We start from the raw sequence: 20354 nt of genomic DNA, 5'->3' as shown, positions 1-20354 counted from the left end.
TAACGTGTTTTCATGTAATATTCAGTAGAGAAGAAATCTTTTGAAAATGAGGGTGGCAAATGAAGCAGCTAGTTGAAAGATGGAAGTTCCCTACATTGCTTTTAGCCGGGCTGGGATTATCCTCTTTAGGTGATTTTATTTATCTTATAGCTATTAATCTATTAGTTTTAAAAATGACAGGATCGGCAGCGGCAGTTGCTGCTCTTTGGGTTGTTGGACCCATCACGTCAATCCTTGTAAATGGGTGGTCGGGGAGCATCATTGATCGCTCGAATAAACGGAGAATCATGATCATCACCGATATCGTTCGGGCCATTGCAGTAGCTATTATCCCACTACTTCCAAGTATCTGGATGATCTACGCATTGTTATTTGTCATTAGTGTAGCAAAATCCTTTTTCAATCCAACATCAACTACCTATATTACAGCCCTTATTCCAGTAGAACAGCGAAAGACCTTTAATTCGATTAGAAGCTTGGTCTCTTCTGGTGCCTTTATAACAGGGCCAGCCATCGCGGGCATGCTTTTTATCATTGGTAGTCTAGAAATAGCCATTTATAGCAATGCAATTTCCTTTGTCATATCAGCAATCCTGATCGCATTTTTGCCCAATATCGATAGTAGTCAAAGCGAATCAACAGAAAAACTTCAATTAAAGAATTTTCTAGAAGATTGGAAAGTGGTCATCCGCTTTGGCAAAAAGGCAGCCTTTGTGATGACCATATACTCGAGCTTTATTATATTTGATATTTTTACAATGGCGATGGATTCGCAGGAGGTAGTGTTTACGCAAAGGGTGATTGGTTTAACTGAGGTGGAGTATAGCTTTCTCATGAGTATCACGGGGATTGGCTATGCCGCAGGAGGTTTATTGGTCATTTTTATCTCAAGACTTCTATCAATTCGCGCACTTATCGGAACAGGACTTTTTATGCTAGCGGCAGGTTATTTAATATACTCCCTCGCATCTTCTTTTGCGATGGCTGCGACTGGCTTTATCATTTTAGGCTTCTTTTTTGCCTTTTCCAATACAGGCTTTAACACTTTTTATCAAAACAATGTACCTGTGGAAATCATGGGGCGTGTCACAAGTATTTTCAGTGTGCTTCAAAGTGTGGTGTCTGTCGTTTTCCTATTATTTATTGGAATCATGGGTGACCTACTGCCACTAAGATACACGATTGTCACATTATCTGGAATTAGCGTGGTGGTTGCTGTGTTTGTGATTATTCTCGTATCCCAGCCAACGAAAAAAGGGTATTTTGTTGAGGAGAAGGCGGTTGAAGTTTAGGTAATCAAAAAAAATGCTACGACACAAAAAGTCGTAGCTCTCATTCATCTACAATCTCAATCTTAGTTGCCTTCGCCTGAGCAGGCGCTGACTCTGCGATGCTACCATCAACTACAATTTTTACCTTTTGACCAACTTGAAGCTTTGAAACAACCGACTGATCGACCGAACTAACACTGAAAAAAATACTTGTTAAATAGTACTCATCATGAATTTCCTGTTCAGTTTTCGTCTCAAACTCTTCTCCAGTAATTTTTTCATTTACCAAAATTCGCTCTCCAATCTCAAGAACATAGCCGGTTACGGTCATCTCAGCACCGTCTTCAACATTGCCATTTTGACCACTCGTGCCACAACCAACCAGCAATAAAATAAAAAGAAAAACAATTCGCTTCATATCAACACCTCATCCTATTTGGCGTGAATTAAGGTCAAAAGGTTACGAATAAAAATATTCCGTGATATTTTGTACAGTTATGGTAGAATATTCAAAAAGAAAAGGGGAAAACCTATGAAATTTCTACATATTTTTGGTCCGCAAGCAGTTGGTAAAATGACGGTTGGGCAGGAATTAGCGAAAATCACAGATTTAAAGCTTTTTCATAACCACATGACAATTGATTTAGTAAGTCACTTTTTTGACTACAGTACTCAAGAGGGGAAACGGCTAGTTAAATTGTTCCGTCAGGAAATCTTTGAAGAAGTATCAAAAAGTGATTTGTACGGTATGATTTTCACATATGTTTGGATGTTTAATCTCGAATCAGATTGGGAGTATGTGAAAGGACTTTCTGAGCTTTTTGAATCAAGAGGGGCGACCGTTTATTATGTCGAACTTGAAGCTGACTTAGAAGAAAGATTTGAAAGAAATAAAACACCAAATCGACTTGAACATAAGCCGAAAAAACGCGACATTGAATGGTCTGAAAATGATATGAAGGAGACGATGGCGAAACATCGATTGAATTCTTATGATGGTGAAATTACGTTCAAAAACTACCTGAGGATAGATAACACGAACCTAAGCGCAGAAGAAGTAGCCAGAATGATTAAGGAAAAGTTTCAATTATAAAACGCTTGGAAATTTTGTCGCCAAGCGTTTGCTTACCTTATTTTAGCTCACCACGAAGCAGCCCTAATTTTCTCTCTAATTCATGTGTAAAATAATCGCGTGCCTGCTTCGCATCCATATCAGGTGATGCAATAAACATTGGCTCACCAAAGATAAGTTTTGCTTTTTTAAACTTCAATAATTCTTTAACTGTATTTGGACCAATATACACAGCTGGAACAACAGGAACCTTGCTTCGCTGCGCAATCGTAATTGCACCCTGTTTAAGCGCAGTTTGCTCATTCGTACGTGTTCCACTTGGAAATATTCCGACCACTTCACCCTTTGAGAGCAATCTAGATGGAATTTTTAAAACGCTTGGACCAGGGTTATCACGGTCAACCGGGAATGCATTTAGCTTTGATAAAAAGCCGCCAAGTAGTTTGTTTGTGAATAATTCCTTTTTAGCCATGTAATGAATTTGCCGTGGTAGCAATGACACACCTAACCACAAAATATCGATATAACCTGTGTGTGTACAGGCAACAACATAGGCGCCGTCCTTTGGCAGTTTCTCTTTGTTCATTACCCTAATTCCACCTGTTGCTGTAAGGATCCCTTTTAATAAAGTTGCAATGAAATGATACACTTTGACTTACCCCTTCTTAAAAACTTGTAGACTAGTAAAATTATAACATGAATTTATGGGTCAAAAATACCAGAAAAGTGAGGGACGACATGAAAAAAATCATGGTTATCGGAATTTCAGCAGGTGTTGGAAAATCAACTTTCGCCCAACAACTTGGAAGTAAACTTGGAATCGAAGTGTACCACTTAGACAGCTATTTTTGGAAACCAGGCTGGGTCGAAGCCTCACATGAGGAATTTAAAACAGCCCAAGAGGAAATCCTCACAAAAGACAGCTGGATTATCGACGGAAATTACAGCAAAACCTTCGAACTTCGTGCAAAGCAAGCTGACACCATCATCTATCTCGAACTACCAAGATACATGTGCCTCTACCGAGTACTAAAACGTTATTTTAAACACATCGGAAAAAAACGTCCAGACCTAGGCTGCACAGAAAAAATAGATTGGAAGTTTATCAAATTCATTTGGATGACCTATAAGCCAAGAATACATAAAATGCGTGAAAGGCTTAATCGATTATCAGAGGACAAAACAGTAATTAGTCTTCGAGGAAAAAAAGAAATTAATGACTATATTAGTAATCTAAAATGGAATAACAAGGAGGTAGCAAAAAATGAACACAGCGGCCCAACAATATTGGGATGAATTCTGGGGAGGGAAAGAAAAGCCAGAATCAGTTAGTGCATGGCAATTTGGTGCAGACCCTGACTATCTAGCACAATTAGTCATCGATGGGATCAAGACAGCGACCTGCTCAGGATACGTTTTTTATGAGATTGAAAATGAGCCCCTTCCAAGAGTTGATGATTATAGCATTGTATTAAATAGCAAAGATGAACCAGTGGCGATCATTAAAACAGTTGAAGTAACGATTCAACCGATGAACGAGGTTCCTGAGGAATTCGCAATTGCAGAAGGTGAAGGGGATCGAACCTATCAGTATTGGAAAGATGTACATGTTAGATTCTTCACGTGTGAATTACAGAAGATTGGCCGTGAATTTTCAGAGGAGATGCTTCTTGTCTGTGAACGTTTCGCATTAATTGATGTAAAATAAAAAGCACCCAATTAGGTGCTTAAATTATTTTCGTCTCATCCTTTGGAGCTTCGAGTTTCATTTTTTCAAGCTCGACTCGCATTTTCTCTGTTTCAAGCAAGTAATTCTCATGCTTTAATTTTTCTAGCTCTAACTCTTCCTGTAGCATTTTCTGTTTATACTTTGATTGTGTTTGAAAGTGGCTCGTAATAATTGCAACAAGAGGAATTGAAAATACCATAACAACCGCAACTAGACCCGTCATCAAAAGACCTCCTTACAAAGTAAACCCGTTTCTTCATATATATTCCATTATACCAAATATACGGAAATATAAGCGGTTTGGTTTCAAAATGTGTAACCTTTTTTCGAAGGTTTCGTCAATTTAGTAAAAGCGCACAATTGGAGGCTACTTATGAAAAAATGGATGCTTGTACTTTTAGTAGGAATATTGATTGCCCTTACAGGTTGTGGAGGAAGTCAGTCAAGTAAGCTAATCGGTAATGAACCGCCTGAAACGATGGTGAAAATTGGGAATGAAACGTATCCTACGAAACTCGGCACTTATTGCTGGAAGTCTAAATTCAAAGGTGTATGTGTGGACACTGCGGGACCTGAGGCACTTTTAGAAGGAAAGGATCCGATTATTGTGCAGCCCGGTGAAGAAATTACATTTGTGATGGATTATAAACCAATGCCAAATGAGGTGCATGTAGCATATTACACCGGTGACAAGGAAACCGAAGTTGAAGTAGAAAATCATCACTTTACAGCACCTGAGGAAAAAGGCGTGTACTATTATTCGTATGGAGTTTGGTGGATGGATGAAAACGAAGAGAATGTATCAAACGGAGACGCATTCTACGCATTCGCTTTAGAAGTAAAATAGGAGGATAAGATGAAAATAAGAAAAGCAATTTTATCCGATGCAAAAGGCATCGCAAAAGTGCATGTCGATAGCTGGAGAACGACCTATTCCGGAGTGGTCCCAGATGAATATCTTCAGCAATTGAACTACGAATCTAGGGAAAAGATGTGGGAAAGAGGAATCCCGAACGGACATATTTTTGTAGCGGAAAATGATCTAGAAGAAATCGTCGGGTTTGCCTGTGGTGGAAAAGAGCGTAGTGGGAATTATGAAAACTATCAGGGTGAACTCTACGCCATCTATATTTTACGAGAATATCAAGGGCAAGGCTTGGGTAAAAAGTTGGTAGTCCCAGTCGTTAAGCAACTTTTAGACAAGGAAATAAACACAATGCTAGTATTAGTATTGGAAGAAAATAAATCCTGTCTGTTTTATGAAGCACTTGGAGCTCGCAAACTAGATACCGTAGAAGTTGAAATCGGCGGTAAAAAGCTAAAAGAGGCGGTATACGGATGGGACAATCTGAAAGCTAGCTTTAATACATATTAGGAGGCACAACATGCTCGCAACTCTTACCAAAAATGAACAAAATTACATCGCAACATTTGAACGTCATTATCCCCACTCAATTGATGAAGTATGGGCGATGCTAACGGACAACGATAAACTACCAACGTGGTTTCCAGAATTAAAAGTCGATGATCTTCGAAAGGGTGGTCGTATCCTATTTGATATGGGAAATGGAACCTTCGAGGAAATGAGTATCACTGACTTTAGCAATCGCTCTGTGTTGGAATTCACTTGGGCAGACGACAGCGTTCGATTTGAGCTTACTTCTGAGCAGGAAGGATGTAAGTTGCTTTTAATCGAAACCATCACAAAGCTTACTGACCATACCCCTAGAGACTTGGCAGGATGGCATGTATGTCTTGATGTTATTGGCATTTTATTAGATGGAAAACAGGTAGAAAATCGTAAACAAATGTGGGAACCTTTATACGAACAATATGTACAGGCTATCAATAACCTAACTAAATAATCCGAAAGAAGCCCGTCCAATAGGATGGAGCTTCTTTTTTGTCTGGAAAAGAATAGAAGGTAAATGAAGATATATCGCGAATTTAATAAATAGCGAATAAAAAAACTATCTAGTAATAACTTTACCCCGTTCGATAACATAACAGGGGGCAGGACGGAAGATAAAAAATGAATTCAAAAGGAGGAGCGCTATGAAACAAACACTCCTACGTGTCGGAACTACCTATCTGCCAGTTGCGGATGTTCAGCTTTCGGTAAACTGGTACACAGAAAACCTTGGGGCAGTGCTAAATTATATCGATGAAGACAAAGCAATCCTTGACTTGGCGGATCAAAGTTTTTTCCTTGTTGCTGCACCTGAAGGGCAAACCTTAAACTTCACTGATGCAAAAGGGCATAAACGATTTTCATTAACCTTCGAGGTCGATGGTTTACAAGCTTTAGAGAGCTTGCATCAAGAATTCCAAGAACGTCATGTTACGGTTGGGGTCATTGAAGACCGTGGTCATGCCGGGAGAAATTTCGTATTCAGTGATCCAGATGGCAACCAATTCGACGTCTGGAGCGAGCTTAGTCCAGATTTTAAAAAGAGGAGGAAAGAGAATGCAAGCATTATTAGTGATTGATGTCCAAAACGGAATAGTGAATTTCAAGGATTTTAGTGAAGAAATTAATAAAATTCAACAAATCATCCAAGATTTCAAAGCAAAAAAACTCCCTGTGATTATGGTGAGACATTTTGACAAAAATGAAGAGAACCCACTTCACAGAAATTCGAAGGGTTCTGAGATTCACGAATCAGTCAGGGAGTTCGCTGATTATGTGGTTGAAAAAGAAACCCCAAGTGCATTTTTTCAGACGAATCTATCATCCATTCTAGAGCAATTAGGCGTTGATCATATTTTCATTACGGGTTTTGAAACTGAATTCTGCTGCATGTTTACAGCCATTTCGGGTTATGATCGAGGGTACAAAGTTACCTTTTTAGAGGATGCGACTGGGACAACGAATACCGAGGAAACATATGAGATGAAGGGACTTGATATTCAGGACTTTGTCGGAACAGTCCTTAACTGGTCGGAGGCTGTTGAGGTCCTCTATTACAATGAATATCTAGAGGTATATCAAAAATGAAGACAGCTTTAGAACTGAGAAAAGAGGGGCGACTCAAAGAATCAAATGAACTGCTTATGGGATTGGTGAAGGAGTCCCCCGAAGATTCACAACTAAACTATCAAGTTGCTTGGAGCTTTGATGTGCTAGGGCTGGAATCAGAAGCTGTCCCATATTATGAAAAGGCAATTGAGCTAGGCTTACAGAATGAAGATTTGGAAGGAGCACTACTTGGGTTAGGTAGCACCTATCGAACGCTTGGAGAATATGAAAAGTCCGAGGAGACTCTATTGAAAGGGATAGAGAAATTTCCTGAAAACCATGCAATGAAGGCTTTTTACGCAATGGCACTCTACAATCTTGGCCGCCATCAGGAGGCAATGGGGCTTCTTTTAAAAAGTTTAGCTGGGACATCGAGTGATGCGTCAATTCTAGCCTATAAAAAGGCGATAGTCTTCTATTCAGATAAGCTAGATACTGTTTGGAAATAATGGGAGGATTTTAAATGATCGTTGATTGCCATTTTCATATTGATGAAACAATGCTGACTTTGGAAAAAATGATAGAGGGCATGGATCAAAACAACGTAAAGAAAACAGCCTTAATATCCCCTATGAACGAAACAATGTTTGAGGTGGAGAGCACCTATCATCAGCATAATTTACAACGATTATCTCGATTTTTAATCCTCCATACTCCATTCATTGGGTTACAAATTTATAATGGTCTTGTAAAAGATGGATATTTGAAGCTTTATGGAAATTCATACAAGATTTTTGCCTCGCCAAGAAATGATCTTGTTGATGCAGCAATCGATCGATTCCCAGAGCGCTTTCTTGGTTGGGCTGCTGTAAATCCAATGCTTCCAGAGTCGTTAGATGAGATTGAATTCTATTTGAAAAAGCCCGGTTTCATTGGTGTGAAGGCGCACCCTTTTATGCACAATTATCGTATAAAGGAGCTTGATAGGGTTGCTGCTCTGTGTGAATCGAAGGGCTTCCCAATGATTATTCATCTCTCTTCAGAACAAGACTCCTATAAATACCTACCTGAAAAATATCCAGAGCTTAAACTAATTTATGCACATGCTGGTCTACCTTTTTGGAAGAATCTATGGATGTACAGTAAGGATAAACCCAATGTTTTTGTGGATACATCAAGTGATTATTTAACTCCAAAAATTGTGGAAATGGCCGTAGAAACTCTGGGGTATCGTAAAATTCTATACGGGTGCGATGGACCATATGGAATGAAGAAATTTAATGAATACAACTATTCAGAAAAGAAGAGTTGGATTGAATTACTTCAAATTCCTGATTACCAAAAAGAGAGTATACTTGGAAAAAACTTTTTAGAATTGATCAGCTAAAAAAATCCCTCCAATTGGAGGGATTACACTTCTATAATAAAAGGTAGAATCATCGGCTTACGTTTTGTCTGTGTGAATAAATATTGTCCCACAGCCTTTTTTATTTCCTTTTTCATTGCATTCCACTGGTATTTATTTTCACTTTGTAGGTCAAGAATTGCTTTTTTCACAAGCCGATTTGTCTCTCGTAAAAGTTGTTCAGAATCCCTGTTAAACACAAAACCGCGCGTAATCGTATCCGGTCCCGAAAGGATTTTCTGATCTCTTTTACTCAGCGTGACTACAATGACGACCATGCCATCCTCGGACAACTGCTTACGGTCACGTAAAATAATATCACCGACATCACCAACACCAATCCCATCCACATATGTATCACCGGAAGGAATTTTCCGTGTTTGACGCGCTTCCGAATGTTTGACATCAACTACATCGCCATTTTGAATGATAAAAACATTTTCAGGCTCGACTCCAACCGACACTGCAAGAGACTTGTGCTGATGAAGCATCCGATATTCCCCGTGAATTGGGATAAAGTAGGTTGGTTTCATTAATGTCAACATCAGCTTGAGATCCTCCTGAAACCCATGACCGGAAACATGCATACCAGTCGCGCTTCCTCCATATAAAACAACCGCACCTAGCTGAAACAAATTATCGATAATGCGAGAAACATTTTTTTCATTACCAGGAATCGGACCCGCCGCTAAAATCACTGTATCTTCAGGGAGAATGTGCACATCGCGATAACTAGCATTGGAAAGACGAGCAAGCGCAGCCATTGGTTCCCCCTGACTGCCTGTACATAAAATACAAACCTTCTCAGGTGCAAGGCTTTCCACCTCTTGGGCATCAATCAGCATGCCATCGGGAATGTGGAGATAGCCACGTTCAACCGCAACATCCACGACATTCACCATACTTCTTCCAAGCAGCGCGAGCTTTCGATTCGTCTTCATTGCTGCTTCAACCACCTGTTGAACCCGACTAATATTCGAAGCAAACGTTGAAACAAATACCTTTCTAGTCGCTTTCATAAAGGCTTCCTCAATCATATGCCCGACTTTTAACTCTGTCGGCGTCGAACCAGGGCGCTCGGCGTTTGTACTTTCTGATAATAAAACAAGTACACCCTCACGCCCGATTTCAGCCATCCGATGAATGTCTGAATGCTGGTCATTCACTGGCGTCAAATCAAACTTGAAATCTCCAGTATGAACAACCTTGCCTTCAGGCGTATCAAACACAATTCCTAGACAATCAGGAATACTGTGATTCACTTTAAAAAAGGAAACCGCCATTTTGCCGAACTCGAGCTTAGAATCTGCGTCAATCGGAATCAGCTTGGTATCCGCAAGAAGTCGATGTTCCGTCAGCTTCAACTCAATTAAACCAAGCGTAAACCGAGTCGCATAAATCGGCACATTGAGCTTTTTTAGAAAATAAGGAATCCCGCCAATATGATCCTCATGCCCATGTGTAATCAGCATTCCGCGAATTTTTTCCCGATTGTCCTCTAGGTAAGTCAGGTCCGGAATAATCAAATCAATCCCAAGCAGACTCTCATCCGGAAACTTTCCCCCACAGTCAATCACCAAAATATCATCATCAAACTGCACCACATACATATTTTTCCCAATCTCATTAATCCCACCAAGTGCAAAAATGGACAATCCGTTCTCCAACAATCTCGCCTCCTACCTCTTAAATCGTGTTCTTAGTTTTACCATAGGTGGGTGGATTTATTTATATAGGTTCCAGGGTTTGTTAACGTCGGCGAAGACTAACGACCATAGAGTTGAAATAACGCCCATAGAAACAAAATAACGACCATAGAAGTATGTCTAACGACCATAGAAAAAAATTATCGCCCATAGAAAATAAATAGTAAAAAAAATTCATAAAAATATTGCAGGATTTTAGATGAATATGTAGAAAAAAGACTTATTAAATAAAAAGGAGCTTACTAAATGAACAAAAAAGAATTGAAAATTCCACGTAGGATTAGAAAGTTGAAAGTTTTATTCAAAAGATTAGAAGAATCACATCCAAAATACCTTGAAATAAACGATGAGCATGGCAGAAGAATGGCGGGATATCGAGGTGAACAATCTTTACAGTACTATTTAACCTTTTTAAAAGAAAAAAACTACCATATCTTCCACAACCTTCGTCTTCCAGACGTCTCCGGTAAGCATTTTTTCGAAATAGACATACTTTTAATTAATCCCACATTCCAATTAATAATTGATGCCAAACATTATCGCGGCGAACTATATTTTGACGGGAAATTTGACCAACTGATCCAAACCTATAAGGAAACTAGAAAATCATTTAATTGTCCAGTTACTCAAATCAACCGGCACCAACTACAGCTAACAAGATTTCTAGAAAACCTCAAATCTCCCTCAATTCCAATAGAAAAATTAGTAATCTTCACAAATCCTAATGCGATTATTGATGCAAGTAAGGACTTCAAACACTACAACAAAGTAATTAAAAGCCCTAGTTTCAATTCCAAAATAGAGTTGTTTGAAAAGAGAAATCGAGAAGTGAAGTATGATAAAAAGCAAATACAAAAACTTTCAAAATTACTCTTAAAGCATCATACACCCCATGACCAAGATATACTTGGGCAATTCGGAATAAAAGAGCATGAACTCATTAAAGGTGTGCGCTGTCCGAAATGTGATTTCTTGCCAATGATACGTAACCCCAGATCGTGGATTTGCCCTTCATGTAAATATTCTTCAACCAAACCTTATTACAATTCCTTAAATGAATATCTTCTTCTTTTCGGAAACACGATTACGAATCAGCAATTGCGTGATTTTCTAGATATACAATCGATTTCTACTGCAAAGCACATCTTAACTTCATTAAATTTACAACATGAAGGTAGCTTTAGAGATAGAATTTACTTATTATCAGAGGAAGATCTTATAATTAAGCATCAAAATAGACAATAAGACGATTTGTCCAAACTTTACTGTCACTATTCGAAAAATACTGTCACTATTTAAAATTTACTGTCGCTATATTATATTTACTGTCACTATTTCCAAAATACTGTCACTAGCACTTTCAAACCCAAAACATAACAAATAAAAAGCAGGAATCCCCGTCCTACGTCTTGAATAAATAATTAATGTCTATCCTACTACTATCAAGGAGGTCAAAATAATGTACGAATTAAAAACAAAAGAAAATGACGCAAGTGTCATTGAATTCATTGAAAAAGTCGACAACCTAAAAAAGAGAGAAGATGCTTATAAGCTATTAGATATTTTTGCAGAAACGTCCGGCTATCCTGCAAAAATGTGGGGGCCGAGCATTATTGGGTTTGGTTCCTACCATTACAAATATGCTACTGGCCATGAAGGTGATGCACCGCTTGTAGGCTTTTCCCCACGCAAGGCAAAAATCAGTTTGTATTTTGCGCCTGGAGACGAGAAGCGTCAGGAGTTACTTGAAAGGTTTGGTAAACATACATCTGGAAAGGCTTGTGTCTATATCAACAAAATTGCAGATATAGATGTAGAGGTACTAAAGGAGCTTATCGCCCAATCGATAAAATTCTTACAAGAGACATACCCAGCGGAATAAGTAAAACTTATATAAATACATAAAATTAATCAAATTTAGTTATCCCCTGAAATGGAGTACGATGAAGGTACCATAATAAAGTGGGGGATGCATATGAGATTTAAAATTAAAGCAATTGACCATATCCAACTTGCGGCTCCAAAAGGGAGTGAAAATGAGGCACGCCACTTTTACGCAACTATTTTAGGCTGCCAAGAAATCGAAAAGCCGGAGACACTTCGGAAAAATGGGGGCGTTTGGTTTGCTTACGGATCTGTGCAAATTCATATTGGCATCGACGATCCATATGTACCCGCCAAAAAGGCACATCCAGCTTTTGAAATTCAAAACCTTGAAGACTTAAAACAGCATCTTCAAAACAACAACGTGGACGTAATTGATGATAACAACCTCCCATGTGCAAATCGCTTCTATGCCCATGACCCGTTCGGGAACCGCTTGGAATTTTTAGAATGGAAGAATGCATGAACATTGAACAGATTGCCCACAATATGGCTAATGCAGAAATTGCCAAGGTTGGGGGTGTTCAGTTTGCCAAAGGATACAAAAGAAGAAAGTATTGAAATCTATTCAAATGAGGCACTTCGTGGAAAACCCTATCTCGATATCGATCGCACAATTACCGAAGGGGTTTCAGCGTATGTTACGAAAGAAACGAAAACAAAGGACGTGTAGAGGCTTAGGCCTCTTTTTTTCATTGCAAAAAAAAGCCCCTCAACACCGAGGGGCTCGTCTTTAGCGTCCCAGATAGGAATCGAACCTACGACCTACAGCTTAGGAGGCTGTCGCTCTATCCTACTGAGCTACTGGGACATGAAAATACACTACAGTAAATAATTATAAAATTAATTTGCTCGAATGGTCAAGACCTGTGAAAGACAAATAAAAAATCCACTCTCCATACGGAAAATGGATTGACTGTAAATGGGAAAAGCCACAATTGCCGTAATACCCTAAGAAAGTTTAAAACCACCACTCCTCAAAGTGGGTGTTTGCAGAAACGTTCCTGTATGTCCTTCAAGTCGCCATGGACGAAGGCCTGCCATTCCAGTCTCAATGTAAAACTCCCTATTTCAGCTCAAAGGTTAAACTTTATTATGATTACGTACAATGTAGCTTGTATCTGTATACTACATGATTGAATCCATGAAATCAAATGTAAAAATAATCCAAAGTGTAGAACTTTGTCACAGAATTTTTTATTTAAAAATGGGGCTCCTCCTCAAACGTTGATGAAACAGGCTTGTCCTAATTAATTAAAAGGAATTTTTGTCGAAAAATATTTCGGGCTCCTACAATTTTTGAATACATCCGCTCATCTTGCAAAATACTAGATAAAAAAGTAATGAGGAGATAGGAAATGAAACCCAACAACGAACAACTAACTTCAGCCGAAATGGGAAAGCTTTGGGCGGTTTATATGGGGAACACAATGGCTATTTGCGTGTTAACCTATTTTCAAAAACATTGTCAGGATGCTGACATCATGGAAATCTTAAAAAAAGCAAAAAGCATTAGTCAAAAAATTACCGAGGACATCACGAAGATATATAATAAAGAAAATTTCCCAATCCCAATTGGTTTTGATGTCAAAAAAGATGTAAACCTAGATGCACCTAGGTTGTTCGCTGATGAATTTTATCTTCATTATTTAAAATATACGGCGAAAGCAGGGCTAAGTCTTTACTCCACAGCGATACCTATGATGATCCGACCAGACATAAGGGATGCGGTAATCAAATTCGATCTGGATACGGTCCATTTTTTAGTTGATTTAAATGAAACGTTAGAAAAAAAGGGCTATTTAACGAAACCACCAGTTATTCCAATCCCGAAAGAAGTAGCTTTTGTAGAAAAACAGAGCTATTTAGCTGGATTCTTAGGTGACGTTAGACCTCTTCATGCTTTAGAAATTGCTCACCTCCAAGATAACCTTGAAAATAATGTAGCAAGTAAGGGTCTATTGATGGGATTCAGTCAAGTGGCAGATCGTAAAAAGGTGAAGGAATTTATGCTCCGTGGTAAGGAAATTACAATGGACCATATTAAAGATTGTTTGGCAAAGCTTCATGAAGAAAATTTGCCTGGTCATCCATTACTTGATGATTTAGTCGAGGCATCAACGATTCCACCATTCTCAGATAAGTTAATGACATTCCATAAAATTGATATGTTCTCGATGAAGATACGCTCCTATGCAAATGCAATGTCACTAAACGGAAGACGAGACATTGGGCTAATGTTAAGTAAATTCATTTTAGATATTGGTCGATATGTAGAAGATGGCGCTAATATCATGATTGATGAGGGATGGTTTGAAAAACCGCCACATGCGGTTGATAGGAAAGCGCTCGTGGATAATGAATAACAAATAAGTCAGGCGACAAGGCCTGACTTTTCCGTTATGGTAATGTAATTTCAAAAGGATCAAACATAACTGGCTTAGGGATTTTAGCAGCCTTAAATTTGACGTCTTTAGTCTTTGTCGCTTCAAATTCCTGCATGAAAAGATTCCCTTTAATTCGTTTCGCAAAAGGTTTGTCTTGGAACGATAAATCCTTGCCATCCTTCGATTCTAACCATGTTCGATTCATCGTTAAGTTATCGTCAAATGGGAACTCACTATCCAATTCAAAATATACAACTGTTTTATCATCAAGAAACTCAGTATCCGTCACTGTTATTTTTCCTACCTCACCTTGGTCGAGCGTTAATGGAAGTGTTTCATTTAATGAAACAGATACCTCATCAACAGCTCCCATACCCCTAGGAATCTTGTAAGGTAGGATCGTCAGCCTTTTCACTCCATCTTTAATTGGCGTATAAAGATAATCAAGGTTAACAAGCTCAATTCCGTCGATCGTATCTCCATGCCCACTGGAAGAAAGACTTCGTAGAACTCTACCCTGTTCATCAATCATTGCAAAATGTAAATCTATATAAGGGTCCATTTTTGGATTATTTGGATCCGATTTTATTTGAATTGCTAAATCTGTTCCTGCTGGACCGAGCTTTACAGTTTCAACAGTCACTTCTGCATCATAAATAACATTTGTTTTGTTAAGTTGAATAACTGTCACCTCGTTTGATTGCTTCACTGGAAATTCAAATTCCCAATTCCCAGGTATTAGTCCAACAGCATCAATGATGACCTTCATATCAAACTCTTCCGGCAGATCTTCAGTCGGCTTAATATCCATGACTATTTCATATTTAGATGGGTTACTAAATTTTCCAGTGGTACCTGCACTAAAATTAATCTCTTTCCCGTTCACCAAAATGGTTGGACGCTCGATATCTCCAAGCGCAAAAAGTGATTCGTGGGTCATACCAAATGTTAGCCGAGTCCCATCATAAAAAATTTCTTTCATTGTTAGTGTCACACCATTATCTTTTGCTGTCTGGTTAACGACTTGAGTAAGCCCACTTTTTCCTGCGATTTGCAGTCCTTCATCACCAGACTCATTGAAAAACGTTCCGACTAATGGAATTTCAGACGCGACCTTTGCTAATGTCGGTGAAAAAGTAGCAGACCCTAAAAACAGGATAAAGGCTGCTGCAACCGAGCCGATGGTTGTTAGGATTATTTTTTTACGTCGTGGTTTTTGTTTATGATGTTCATTTATTGTTTGTTGAATAATGCGATCAAGCTTCTCAACGGGCACATGAATGTTTTCAAGCTCTTTATTAAATTCAGGAAAATGTTTATTCATTCACGATGACCTCCTTTAATTGATTGCGCAAAAGGGCAATCCCTCGGTGTATATTTGTTTTTACAGTACCTTCTGGACAATCGAGAAATTCAGCGATTTGCTTTATTGTGAAATCCTTGTAAAACCTTAAAACTAAAACGGTTTTATATTTTTCGTCTAATCCTTTAATGGCGTTCAATAAGTCGGAATCGGCTTCCTTATTTATGTAAGAAGGTCCTTTGCTCTCGAGGAAATCTCGTTCCATTGGTATTACTCTTTTTTTCCTGCGAAGTTGATCAATTGCGGTATTAATAAGAATTCGAGTAATCCAAGTTGAAAAATATGTATCATTTTTTAAATCCTTAAGAGAGGCGAGCGCCTTATAAACGGTTTCCTGAAATACCTCAAGTGCATCGTCTTCATTTTTCATATACAAATATGCCATTTTATAAAGCTTCGTTTTTTCGGTATCAATTAATTCCTGAAAAGCACGGTTATTTCCCTTTTTTGCCTTTGCGACAAGTTTACTGATATTCAAAATCCTTCCTCCTTTCTTCTATTAGTTAGAGATATTAGTCATCCAAAACGTTTCATTTTAATAAAAGGATTTTAATAATTGTTATCGAAATATATATAAATCTTAACATTTTCGAAAAAGGACTGAAGATAAATTGTCAGATACACATATATTTTTGTTTGGGGGAGGACCTCCTTTTAATCAAAAATTAGGGAAGAGATTTGTGGGTTTAGCTGGAAATTCCGCTACTAGGATTGCTATTTTGTTTCTTAAGCGTCCAGGCTGGCAAAAGTATATGCCGAGCTATACGAGGGTTTTAGAGGACAATGGAGTGCACGACTTTTATTATTTTGTACTTTCGGATAACCCATCTCAAGAACAACTAACTCAACTCCAAAGATGCACCGGGATTATTATCGGAGGAGGGGTAACCGAGCAATACCGTGCCTATATTGTCGATACCCCGGTAGGAGATATCATTCGAAAAATGTTTACTAATGGAGTTCCAATTGCTGGTTTTTCAGCAGGTGCTTTAGTCTCCTGTGAGCACTGCGTTATCTCGCCTGAGGACACAGCACAGCAAGAACAGATATATTTACAGGGCTTGGGCTTAATTAAAAACGGTGTGATTTCCGTTCATTTCTCGGAATGGAACGAAGAAAAATATCTTATAGAGGCAATTTCAAAATTGAATGTTCCTGGATATGGAATCGACGAAAATTCAGGCGTATATTTTAAAAATGGGCAGATGGTTGAGCATGAAGGAAACGAGCCTCATGTCTTTGATTAGACAAGCGGTTGGGGCAATTGTCTATAAGGATGATCAATTTTTGCTTGTACATAAAATTAAAATCGGTTCCGAAAAAATACCAGGTGAGTGGGATTTCATCAAGGGTGGAATTGAAGACAATGATGAATCTGCTCAACATGCGCTGCTTCGTGAACTGAAAGAAGAAACCGGGTCGACTGATTTTTTAATTTTGAAGCAGTTGTATGAAAAAATTTGCTTTGAATTTCCTGAAAAATTGAAAGTGAAAATCGGTTATGAGCGTCAGGAGACGACGATGTTCTTGGTTGAATGTAAAGGTGATGTAAGCGGTCTGTCGCCAATAGATGAGGAAATTGCAGAACTTAAGTTTTTTACAAAAGAAGAGGTTTTGGACAAACTCACCCACGATGATACCCGGAACTTTTTTATCAAAAATCTGTCCCAACTAAGCACAAAATGACAGGATGAAAGATCATGTGCCAGATAGAATTGAGGTAAGGAGTGAGGGAAATGAGCTGGCTAGAATCATTACAAAATGCAATTGATTTTATGGAGGACCATTTGCTTGAAGACGTCTCAATCGAGGAGATTGCTGGGCATGCGAATGCATCACCGTTTCATTTTCAACGTACGTTCTCGATATTAACAGACATCACAGTGGGCGATTATCTCCGTCGGCGCCGGTTAACACTTGCCGCTGAAGAATTATCGAGAGCGGATACAAAGATTATTGATCTAGCCTACAAATACGGCTACGACACTCCCGAGGCTTTCACAAAAGCTTTTCGGAAACAGCACGGTGTAACGCCTAGTGATATCCGAAAGGGGATTGGAAAGCTGCAATCATATAGCCGCCTGGTCATCCAGGTGAGTTTGAAAGGAGCAGATCCAGTGAAGTATCGTATTGTTGAGAAGGAAGGATTTAAAGCAGTTGGAGTAAAGCGCAATTTTTCGTGTGAGAATGATGAGCATCTTAGTCGTATTCCGAAGTTATGGAAAGAAGTGAATTCCGATGGCACCTGTGATGCATTAATGCCATTGATAGATGGCGAAATTAATGGGATTTTGGGAGTCTGTGTCAGTGCACCGAATGTTAAAGCCATCGATTATTGGGTGGCGGTAGAAAACGTTGGTGGCACATCAGGAAAGTTTGAAACTTTGGATATTCCAGCAGCAAAATGGGCCGTATTCGAAGTACATGGCGCGATGCCAGCTGCAATGCAGGACGCGTGGAAAAAAATCTACTCAGAATGGTTTCCATCAAGCGGATATGAGTATGCCGGAACGGCAGAGTTCGAAATGTACCCGGATGGAAACGCATATGAAACTAATTATTACTCAGAAATTTGGATTCCAGTGAAGTAAAGTGTGAGCCCCAAGGAGATTCCTTGGGGTTTTGCATTAGGTTATTTTACTAGAGAAAGTATTTTTCGGATAGTGACAGTATTTCGGAAATAGTGACAGTAAATTGCCGATTAGTGACAGTAACTAAATGATAGAGTGCGATATGGTTTTTTATTTAGTGAAAAACTCAGGCACGAGAACACTTTACAGCTAATAATCAAAAAATATGGCTGATAAATGAGATTTACGGTCAATAGAAAGTTTTTACGGCCAATAATTTGAATTTATGGCTGATAACACAAATAAAATTTCTCCCCTAAACTACTAAATTAGACAGAAATTTTCGATAAACATATAATGGAAATATCAAGTTATAAAAAAGAGAGGTGTGCACAATGCACTATCAAGAATACGGCGATACGAGTGCGCCTCTGATGGTCTTTTTGCATGGCGGTGGGGTGAGTGGCTGGATGTGGGACAAACAGGTCCAATATTTCACTCAGTACCATTGCCTCGTTCCAGATCTGCCCGGGCATGGGAAAAGCATCGCTATTCCTTTTTCAATCAAAGACAGTGCAGAAAGAGTCATAGCATTAATCGAAGAAAAATCAAACGGAAAGAAAGTAATCCTGATTGGATTTTCCCTTGGTGCTCAAATTATTGTGCAACTACTCAGCATGAAGCCTGATTTAATCGACTTTGCAATCATTAACAGCGCCTTGGTACGGCCAATGACTTATGCTAAAAAATGGATTCAACCGACTATTAAACTATCTGCTCCACTCGTCAAGAAAAGATGGTTTTCCAAACTCCAAGCAAAAGCCTTATATGTCGGTGACGATTATTTCGAAAAATATTATGAAGAAAGCTGCCAAATCACTGCCGATTCTCTCACCCGTGTATTAGGGGAGAATATGTCGTTCACAATCCCGTCCGATTTTAAAAAGGCGTCCACCAACATATTGGTGACTGTGGGTGAACAAGAAAAGTCCATTATGAAAAAATCAGCCAATGATCTCGTAAAAGCAAACCCAAATACTAAAGGTACCCTCATTCCGAACATGGGTCACGGAGTTTCGATGGCGATGCCGGACTTTTTCAATGAAATGGTCGAAACTTGGGTAAATGAAGAGGAAGCGCCTGAAAACTGTAAAATAATACGCTAAGGAGGAACAAAATGAATCTTACACATATCCGTCTGTTAGTAGATAACTATCAAGAATGTTTCATATTTTACCGAGACGTATTAGGTTTTGAGGTTTCGTGGGGAGACGAGAGTTCCCTATATGCCGACTTTACTGGAATTGGTGGGGTAAAGCTTGGCCTTTTCGAAAGAAAACAAATGGTGGCAGCAATTGGTGCTGAGTATGCATCATTAGTAGATAACCAGGATAAAACAACATTGGTTTTTAAGGTGGAAAGTGTGGAGAATACATACGAAAAAATGAAGGATAAACTTGAATTCATCACAAAGCCACACGAGCAAGCAGACTGGATGTTGAAGGTTGCACATTTCCGAGATCCAGCAGGCAACCTGATTGAAATCTACGAAAATCTTTAAAACTATAGCAAGGCGTCTGCAGGGGGAAGGTAATTAACATGATGTATGTAGGGGTTATCATAGCTCTCGCACTCATTCGGTGGGAGCAAAAGGAGTTACATCCTAAAACCTTTTTAGTGGAAGTTATTTTCCTAAGTATCTTCATTTTCCTATTGCGGTTAATCGGGACGTATATTACGGACAAACTAGATATCCTGCCTCCTGATTTTTTATCTGAGAGTTTGCAACTTTGGATTGGAGGTATCATTTTCTTTTCAGCAGTTTGTTATTTATCATTCAGAGGGTGGCGAAAAAAAGGTTCCAGGAGTTCAAGTGAAAAGTAATCCATAATTTGTATGTAGATAGACAAAAAACAACGGAAGCCATACCAAACGGATTCAGATAAGGGAGAGAAATAATTTAATTAGCAGACCATTTCGGATAGAAAATGTACTGCACCCCAAAAGT

General features: G+C 38.8%; 28 protein-coding genes, 1 tRNA gene and 1 other RNA gene. 22 read left to right on the top strand and 8 right to left on the bottom strand.

Features of this window, described 5'->3' with window-relative positions; genetic code table 11:
• Positions 1-59 precede the first annotated feature (59 nt).
• Positions 60-1292 (top strand): MFS transporter, encoded by a 1233-nt coding sequence (locus V7112_RS16190; RefSeq protein WP_335421646.1) that lies wholly within the window; start codon positions 60-62, stop codon positions 1290-1292.
• A gap of 40 nt (positions 1293-1332) precedes the next feature.
• On the opposite strand, the gene V7112_RS16185 is transcribed toward V7112_RS16190, so the two are convergent.
• Positions 1333-1689: a DUF3221 domain-containing protein gene (locus V7112_RS16185; protein WP_335421644.1), complete on the bottom strand. Its 357-nt coding sequence runs from the start codon at positions 1687-1689 to the stop codon at positions 1333-1335.
• A gap of 114 nt (positions 1690-1803) precedes the next feature.
• Between V7112_RS16185 and V7112_RS16180 the strand changes: the two genes are divergently transcribed.
• On the top strand, positions 1804-2364 hold the full coding sequence (locus V7112_RS16180; RefSeq protein ID WP_335421643.1) for an AAA family ATPase: 561 nt from the start codon (positions 1804-1806) through the stop codon (positions 2362-2364).
• 37 nt (positions 2365-2401) lie between these two features.
• Here V7112_RS16180 and V7112_RS16175 read toward each other — a convergent pair whose 3' ends face one another.
• Positions 2402-2992 carry a lysophospholipid acyltransferase family protein gene (locus tag V7112_RS16175; RefSeq protein WP_335421641.1) on the bottom strand — a complete coding sequence of 197 codons (591 nt, stop codon included), beginning with the start codon at positions 2990-2992 and terminating at the stop codon, positions 2402-2404.
• Positions 2993-3081: 89 nt separating this feature from the next.
• Here V7112_RS16175 and V7112_RS16170 point away from each other — a divergent pair, with 89 nt between their 5' ends.
• A complete protein-coding gene (locus tag V7112_RS16170) occupies positions 3082-3639 on the top strand; it encodes a topology modulation protein (protein WP_335421639.1) in 558 nt (185 codons plus the stop codon).
• On the top strand, positions 3608-4051 hold the full coding sequence (locus tag V7112_RS16165) for an ASCH domain-containing protein (RefSeq protein ID WP_335421637.1): 444 nt from the start codon (positions 3608-3610) through the stop codon (positions 4049-4051). The genes V7112_RS16170 and V7112_RS16165 overlap by 32 nt, the downstream gene beginning before the upstream one ends.
• Before the next feature lie 19 nt (positions 4052-4070).
• Here the strand turns inward: V7112_RS16165 and V7112_RS16160 are convergent, their stop codons facing one another.
• Positions 4071-4295, bottom strand: a complete 225-nt coding sequence (locus V7112_RS16160; RefSeq protein WP_335421635.1) for a hypothetical protein — start codon at positions 4293-4295, stop codon at positions 4071-4073.
• 150 nt (positions 4296-4445) lie between these two features.
• Between V7112_RS16160 and V7112_RS16155 the strand changes: the two genes are divergently transcribed.
• From V7112_RS16155 to V7112_RS16125, 7 genes are all read left to right on the top strand, one after another.
• A complete protein-coding gene (locus V7112_RS16155) occupies positions 4446-4919 on the top strand; it encodes a hypothetical protein (RefSeq protein WP_335421633.1) in 474 nt (157 codons plus the stop codon).
• Positions 4920-4928: 9 nt separating this feature from the next.
• Complete coding sequence (locus V7112_RS16150) at positions 4929-5447, top strand: GNAT family N-acetyltransferase (protein WP_335421631.1); 519 nt, start codon at positions 4929-4931, stop codon at positions 5445-5447.
• A gap of 10 nt (positions 5448-5457) precedes the next feature.
• Entirely contained in the window at positions 5458-5937 is a 480-nt protein-coding gene (locus tag V7112_RS16145; protein ID WP_335421629.1) for an SRPBCC family protein, read from the top strand.
• A 190-nt stretch (positions 5938-6127) separates the two neighbouring features.
• On the top strand, positions 6128-6562 hold the full coding sequence (locus V7112_RS16140; RefSeq protein WP_335421626.1) for a VOC family protein: 435 nt from the start codon (positions 6128-6130) through the stop codon (positions 6560-6562).
• Positions 6540-7070 (top strand): cysteine hydrolase family protein, encoded by a 531-nt coding sequence (locus V7112_RS16135; protein ID WP_335421625.1) that lies wholly within the window; start codon positions 6540-6542, stop codon positions 7068-7070. The genes V7112_RS16140 and V7112_RS16135 overlap by 23 nt, the downstream gene beginning before the upstream one ends.
• Positions 7067-7540, top strand: a complete 474-nt coding sequence (locus V7112_RS16130) for a tetratricopeptide repeat protein (RefSeq protein WP_335421623.1) — start codon at positions 7067-7069, stop codon at positions 7538-7540. The genes V7112_RS16135 and V7112_RS16130 overlap by 4 nt, the downstream gene beginning before the upstream one ends.
• A gap of 14 nt (positions 7541-7554) precedes the next feature.
• A complete protein-coding gene (locus tag V7112_RS16125) occupies positions 7555-8418 on the top strand; it encodes an amidohydrolase family protein (protein ID WP_335421621.1) in 864 nt (287 codons plus the stop codon).
• Positions 8419-8441: 23 nt separating this feature from the next.
• Here V7112_RS16125 and V7112_RS16120 read toward each other — a convergent pair whose 3' ends face one another.
• Positions 8442-10046, bottom strand: a complete 1605-nt coding sequence (locus V7112_RS16120; protein WP_438823902.1) for a ribonuclease J — start codon at positions 10044-10046, stop codon at positions 8442-8444.
• Positions 10047-10388: 342 nt separating this feature from the next.
• Here V7112_RS16120 and V7112_RS16115 point away from each other — a divergent pair, with 342 nt between their 5' ends.
• The 4 genes from V7112_RS16115 (at position 10389) to V7112_RS16100 (ending at position 12699) form a co-directional block, all read left to right on the top strand.
• A complete protein-coding gene (locus V7112_RS16115; RefSeq protein ID WP_335421616.1) occupies positions 10389-11387 on the top strand; it encodes a nuclease-related domain-containing protein in 999 nt (332 codons plus the stop codon).
• Positions 11388-11601: 214 nt separating this feature from the next.
• The gene (locus V7112_RS16110; protein ID WP_335421614.1) at positions 11602-12024 is read left to right on the top strand and encodes a DUF1801 domain-containing protein; all 423 of its coding nucleotides are present in this window, start codon (positions 11602-11604) and stop codon (positions 12022-12024) included.
• A gap of 93 nt (positions 12025-12117) precedes the next feature.
• Positions 12118-12492, top strand: a complete 375-nt coding sequence (locus V7112_RS16105; RefSeq protein WP_335421612.1) for a VOC family protein — start codon at positions 12118-12120, stop codon at positions 12490-12492.
• Between the two features lie 63 nt (positions 12493-12555).
• Positions 12556-12699, top strand: a complete 144-nt coding sequence (locus V7112_RS16100) for a hypothetical protein (RefSeq protein WP_335421611.1) — start codon at positions 12556-12558, stop codon at positions 12697-12699.
• 64 nt (positions 12700-12763) lie between these two features.
• On the opposite strand, the gene V7112_RS16095 is transcribed toward V7112_RS16100, so the two are convergent.
• Positions 12764-12837: transfer RNA gene (locus V7112_RS16095), tRNA-Arg, on the bottom strand.
• A 114-nt stretch (positions 12838-12951) separates the two neighbouring features.
• Positions 12952-13146: non-coding RNA, 6S RNA (gene ssrS / locus V7112_RS16090), on the bottom strand.
• 238 nt (positions 13147-13384) lie between these two features.
• Between ssrS and V7112_RS16085 the strand changes: the two genes are divergently transcribed.
• Entirely contained in the window at positions 13385-14392 is a 1008-nt protein-coding gene (locus V7112_RS16085; RefSeq protein ID WP_335421609.1) for a DUF3231 family protein, read from the top strand.
• A 34-nt stretch (positions 14393-14426) separates the two neighbouring features.
• Here the strand turns inward: V7112_RS16085 and V7112_RS16080 are convergent, their stop codons facing one another.
• Both V7112_RS16080 and V7112_RS16075 read right to left on the bottom strand, forming a co-directional pair.
• The gene (locus V7112_RS16080; RefSeq protein WP_335421607.1) at positions 14427-15737 is read right to left on the bottom strand and encodes a DUF4179 domain-containing protein; all 1311 of its coding nucleotides are present in this window, start codon (positions 15735-15737) and stop codon (positions 14427-14429) included.
• The gene (locus tag V7112_RS16075) at positions 15730-16257 is read right to left on the bottom strand and encodes a sigma-70 family RNA polymerase sigma factor (protein ID WP_438823901.1); all 528 of its coding nucleotides are present in this window, start codon (positions 16255-16257) and stop codon (positions 15730-15732) included. The genes V7112_RS16080 and V7112_RS16075 overlap by 8 nt, the downstream gene beginning before the upstream one ends.
• A 199-nt stretch (positions 16258-16456) precedes the next feature.
• Here V7112_RS16075 and V7112_RS16070 point away from each other — a divergent pair, with 199 nt between their 5' ends.
• The 6 genes from V7112_RS16070 (at position 16457) to V7112_RS16045 (ending at position 20230) form a co-directional block, all read left to right on the top strand.
• Positions 16457-17023 (top strand): Type 1 glutamine amidotransferase-like domain-containing protein, encoded by a 567-nt coding sequence (locus V7112_RS16070; RefSeq protein WP_335421603.1) that lies wholly within the window; start codon positions 16457-16459, stop codon positions 17021-17023.
• Positions 17016-17462 (top strand): NUDIX hydrolase, encoded by a 447-nt coding sequence (locus V7112_RS16065; protein WP_335421776.1) that lies wholly within the window; start codon positions 17016-17018, stop codon positions 17460-17462. Before V7112_RS16070 ends, V7112_RS16065 begins: the two co-directional genes overlap by 8 nt.
• Before the next feature lie 50 nt (positions 17463-17512).
• A complete protein-coding gene (locus tag V7112_RS16060; protein ID WP_335421601.1) occupies positions 17513-18367 on the top strand; it encodes an AraC family transcriptional regulator in 855 nt (284 codons plus the stop codon).
• A 374-nt stretch (positions 18368-18741) separates the two neighbouring features.
• Positions 18742-19512 (top strand): alpha/beta fold hydrolase, encoded by a 771-nt coding sequence (locus V7112_RS16055; protein ID WP_335421599.1) that lies wholly within the window; start codon positions 18742-18744, stop codon positions 19510-19512.
• 11 nt (positions 19513-19523) lie between these two features.
• Positions 19524-19907 carry a VOC family protein gene (locus V7112_RS16050; protein WP_335421597.1) on the top strand — a complete coding sequence of 128 codons (384 nt, stop codon included), beginning with the start codon at positions 19524-19526 and terminating at the stop codon, positions 19905-19907.
• A gap of 38 nt (positions 19908-19945) precedes the next feature.
• Positions 19946-20230, top strand: a complete 285-nt coding sequence (locus tag V7112_RS16045) for a hypothetical protein (RefSeq protein WP_335421594.1) — start codon at positions 19946-19948, stop codon at positions 20228-20230.
• Positions 20231-20354: the final 124 nt, after the last annotated feature.

Origin of the sequence: Bacillus sp. JJ1566 (assembly GCF_036962685.1) — a bacterium.
GTDB lineage: Bacteria > Bacillota > Bacilli > Bacillales > Bacillaceae_L > Ferdinandcohnia.
This window is presented reverse-complemented; position numbering and strand designations above follow the sequence as displayed.

What these genes read in the sequence shown, in the direction of transcription:
- V7112_RS16180 (WP_335421643.1), top strand. Translation starts at nt 1,804, where the DNA reads ATGAAATTTCTACATATTTTTGGTCCGCAAGCAGTTGGTAAAATGACG.
- V7112_RS16050 (WP_335421597.1), top strand. Translation starts at nt 19,524, where the DNA reads ATGAATCTTACACATATCCGTCTGTTAGTAGATAACTATCAAGAATGT.
- V7112_RS16120 (WP_438823902.1), bottom strand. Translation starts at nt 10,046, where the DNA reads ATGTATGTGGTGCAGTTTGATGATGATATTTTGGTGATTGACTGTGGG.
- V7112_RS16105 (WP_335421612.1), top strand. Translation starts at nt 12,118, where the DNA reads ATGAGATTTAAAATTAAAGCAATTGACCATATCCAACTTGCGGCTCCA.
- V7112_RS16060 (WP_335421601.1), top strand. Translation starts at nt 17,513, where the DNA reads ATGAGCTGGCTAGAATCATTACAAAATGCAATTGATTTTATGGAGGAC.
- V7112_RS16045 (WP_335421594.1), top strand. Translation starts at nt 19,946, where the DNA reads ATGATGTATGTAGGGGTTATCATAGCTCTCGCACTCATTCGGTGGGAG.
- V7112_RS16110 (WP_335421614.1), top strand. Translation starts at nt 11,602, where the DNA reads ATGTACGAATTAAAAACAAAAGAAAATGACGCAAGTGTCATTGAATTC.
- V7112_RS16150 (WP_335421631.1), top strand. Translation starts at nt 4,929, where the DNA reads ATGAAAATAAGAAAAGCAATTTTATCCGATGCAAAAGGCATCGCAAAA.
- V7112_RS16170 (WP_335421639.1), top strand. Translation starts at nt 3,082, where the DNA reads ATGAAAAAAATCATGGTTATCGGAATTTCAGCAGGTGTTGGAAAATCA.
- V7112_RS16155 (WP_335421633.1), top strand. Translation starts at nt 4,446, where the DNA reads ATGAAAAAATGGATGCTTGTACTTTTAGTAGGAATATTGATTGCCCTT.
- V7112_RS16185 (WP_335421644.1), bottom strand. Translation starts at nt 1,689, where the DNA reads ATGAAGCGAATTGTTTTTCTTTTTATTTTATTGCTGGTTGGTTGTGGC.
- V7112_RS16140 (WP_335421626.1), top strand. Translation starts at nt 6,128, where the DNA reads ATGAAACAAACACTCCTACGTGTCGGAACTACCTATCTGCCAGTTGCG.
- V7112_RS16160 (WP_335421635.1), bottom strand. Translation starts at nt 4,295, where the DNA reads ATGACGGGTCTAGTTGCGGTTGTTATGGTATTTTCAATTCCTCTTGTT.
- V7112_RS16145 (WP_335421629.1), top strand. Translation starts at nt 5,458, where the DNA reads ATGCTCGCAACTCTTACCAAAAATGAACAAAATTACATCGCAACATTT.
- V7112_RS16165 (WP_335421637.1), top strand. Translation starts at nt 3,608, where the DNA reads ATGAACACAGCGGCCCAACAATATTGGGATGAATTCTGGGGAGGGAAA.
- V7112_RS16080 (WP_335421607.1), bottom strand. Translation starts at nt 15,737, where the DNA reads ATGAATAAACATTTTCCTGAATTTAATAAAGAGCTTGAAAACATTCAT.
- V7112_RS16115 (WP_335421616.1), top strand. Translation starts at nt 10,389, where the DNA reads ATGAACAAAAAAGAATTGAAAATTCCACGTAGGATTAGAAAGTTGAAA.
- V7112_RS16135 (WP_335421625.1), top strand. Translation starts at nt 6,540, where the DNA reads ATGCAAGCATTATTAGTGATTGATGTCCAAAACGGAATAGTGAATTTC.
- V7112_RS16085 (WP_335421609.1), top strand. Translation starts at nt 13,385, where the DNA reads ATGAAACCCAACAACGAACAACTAACTTCAGCCGAAATGGGAAAGCTT.
- V7112_RS16190 (WP_335421646.1), top strand. Translation starts at nt 60, where the DNA reads ATGAAGCAGCTAGTTGAAAGATGGAAGTTCCCTACATTGCTTTTAGCC.
- V7112_RS16055 (WP_335421599.1), top strand. Translation starts at nt 18,742, where the DNA reads ATGCACTATCAAGAATACGGCGATACGAGTGCGCCTCTGATGGTCTTT.
- V7112_RS16130 (WP_335421623.1), top strand. Translation starts at nt 7,067, where the DNA reads ATGAAGACAGCTTTAGAACTGAGAAAAGAGGGGCGACTCAAAGAATCA.
- V7112_RS16125 (WP_335421621.1), top strand. Translation starts at nt 7,555, where the DNA reads ATGATCGTTGATTGCCATTTTCATATTGATGAAACAATGCTGACTTTG.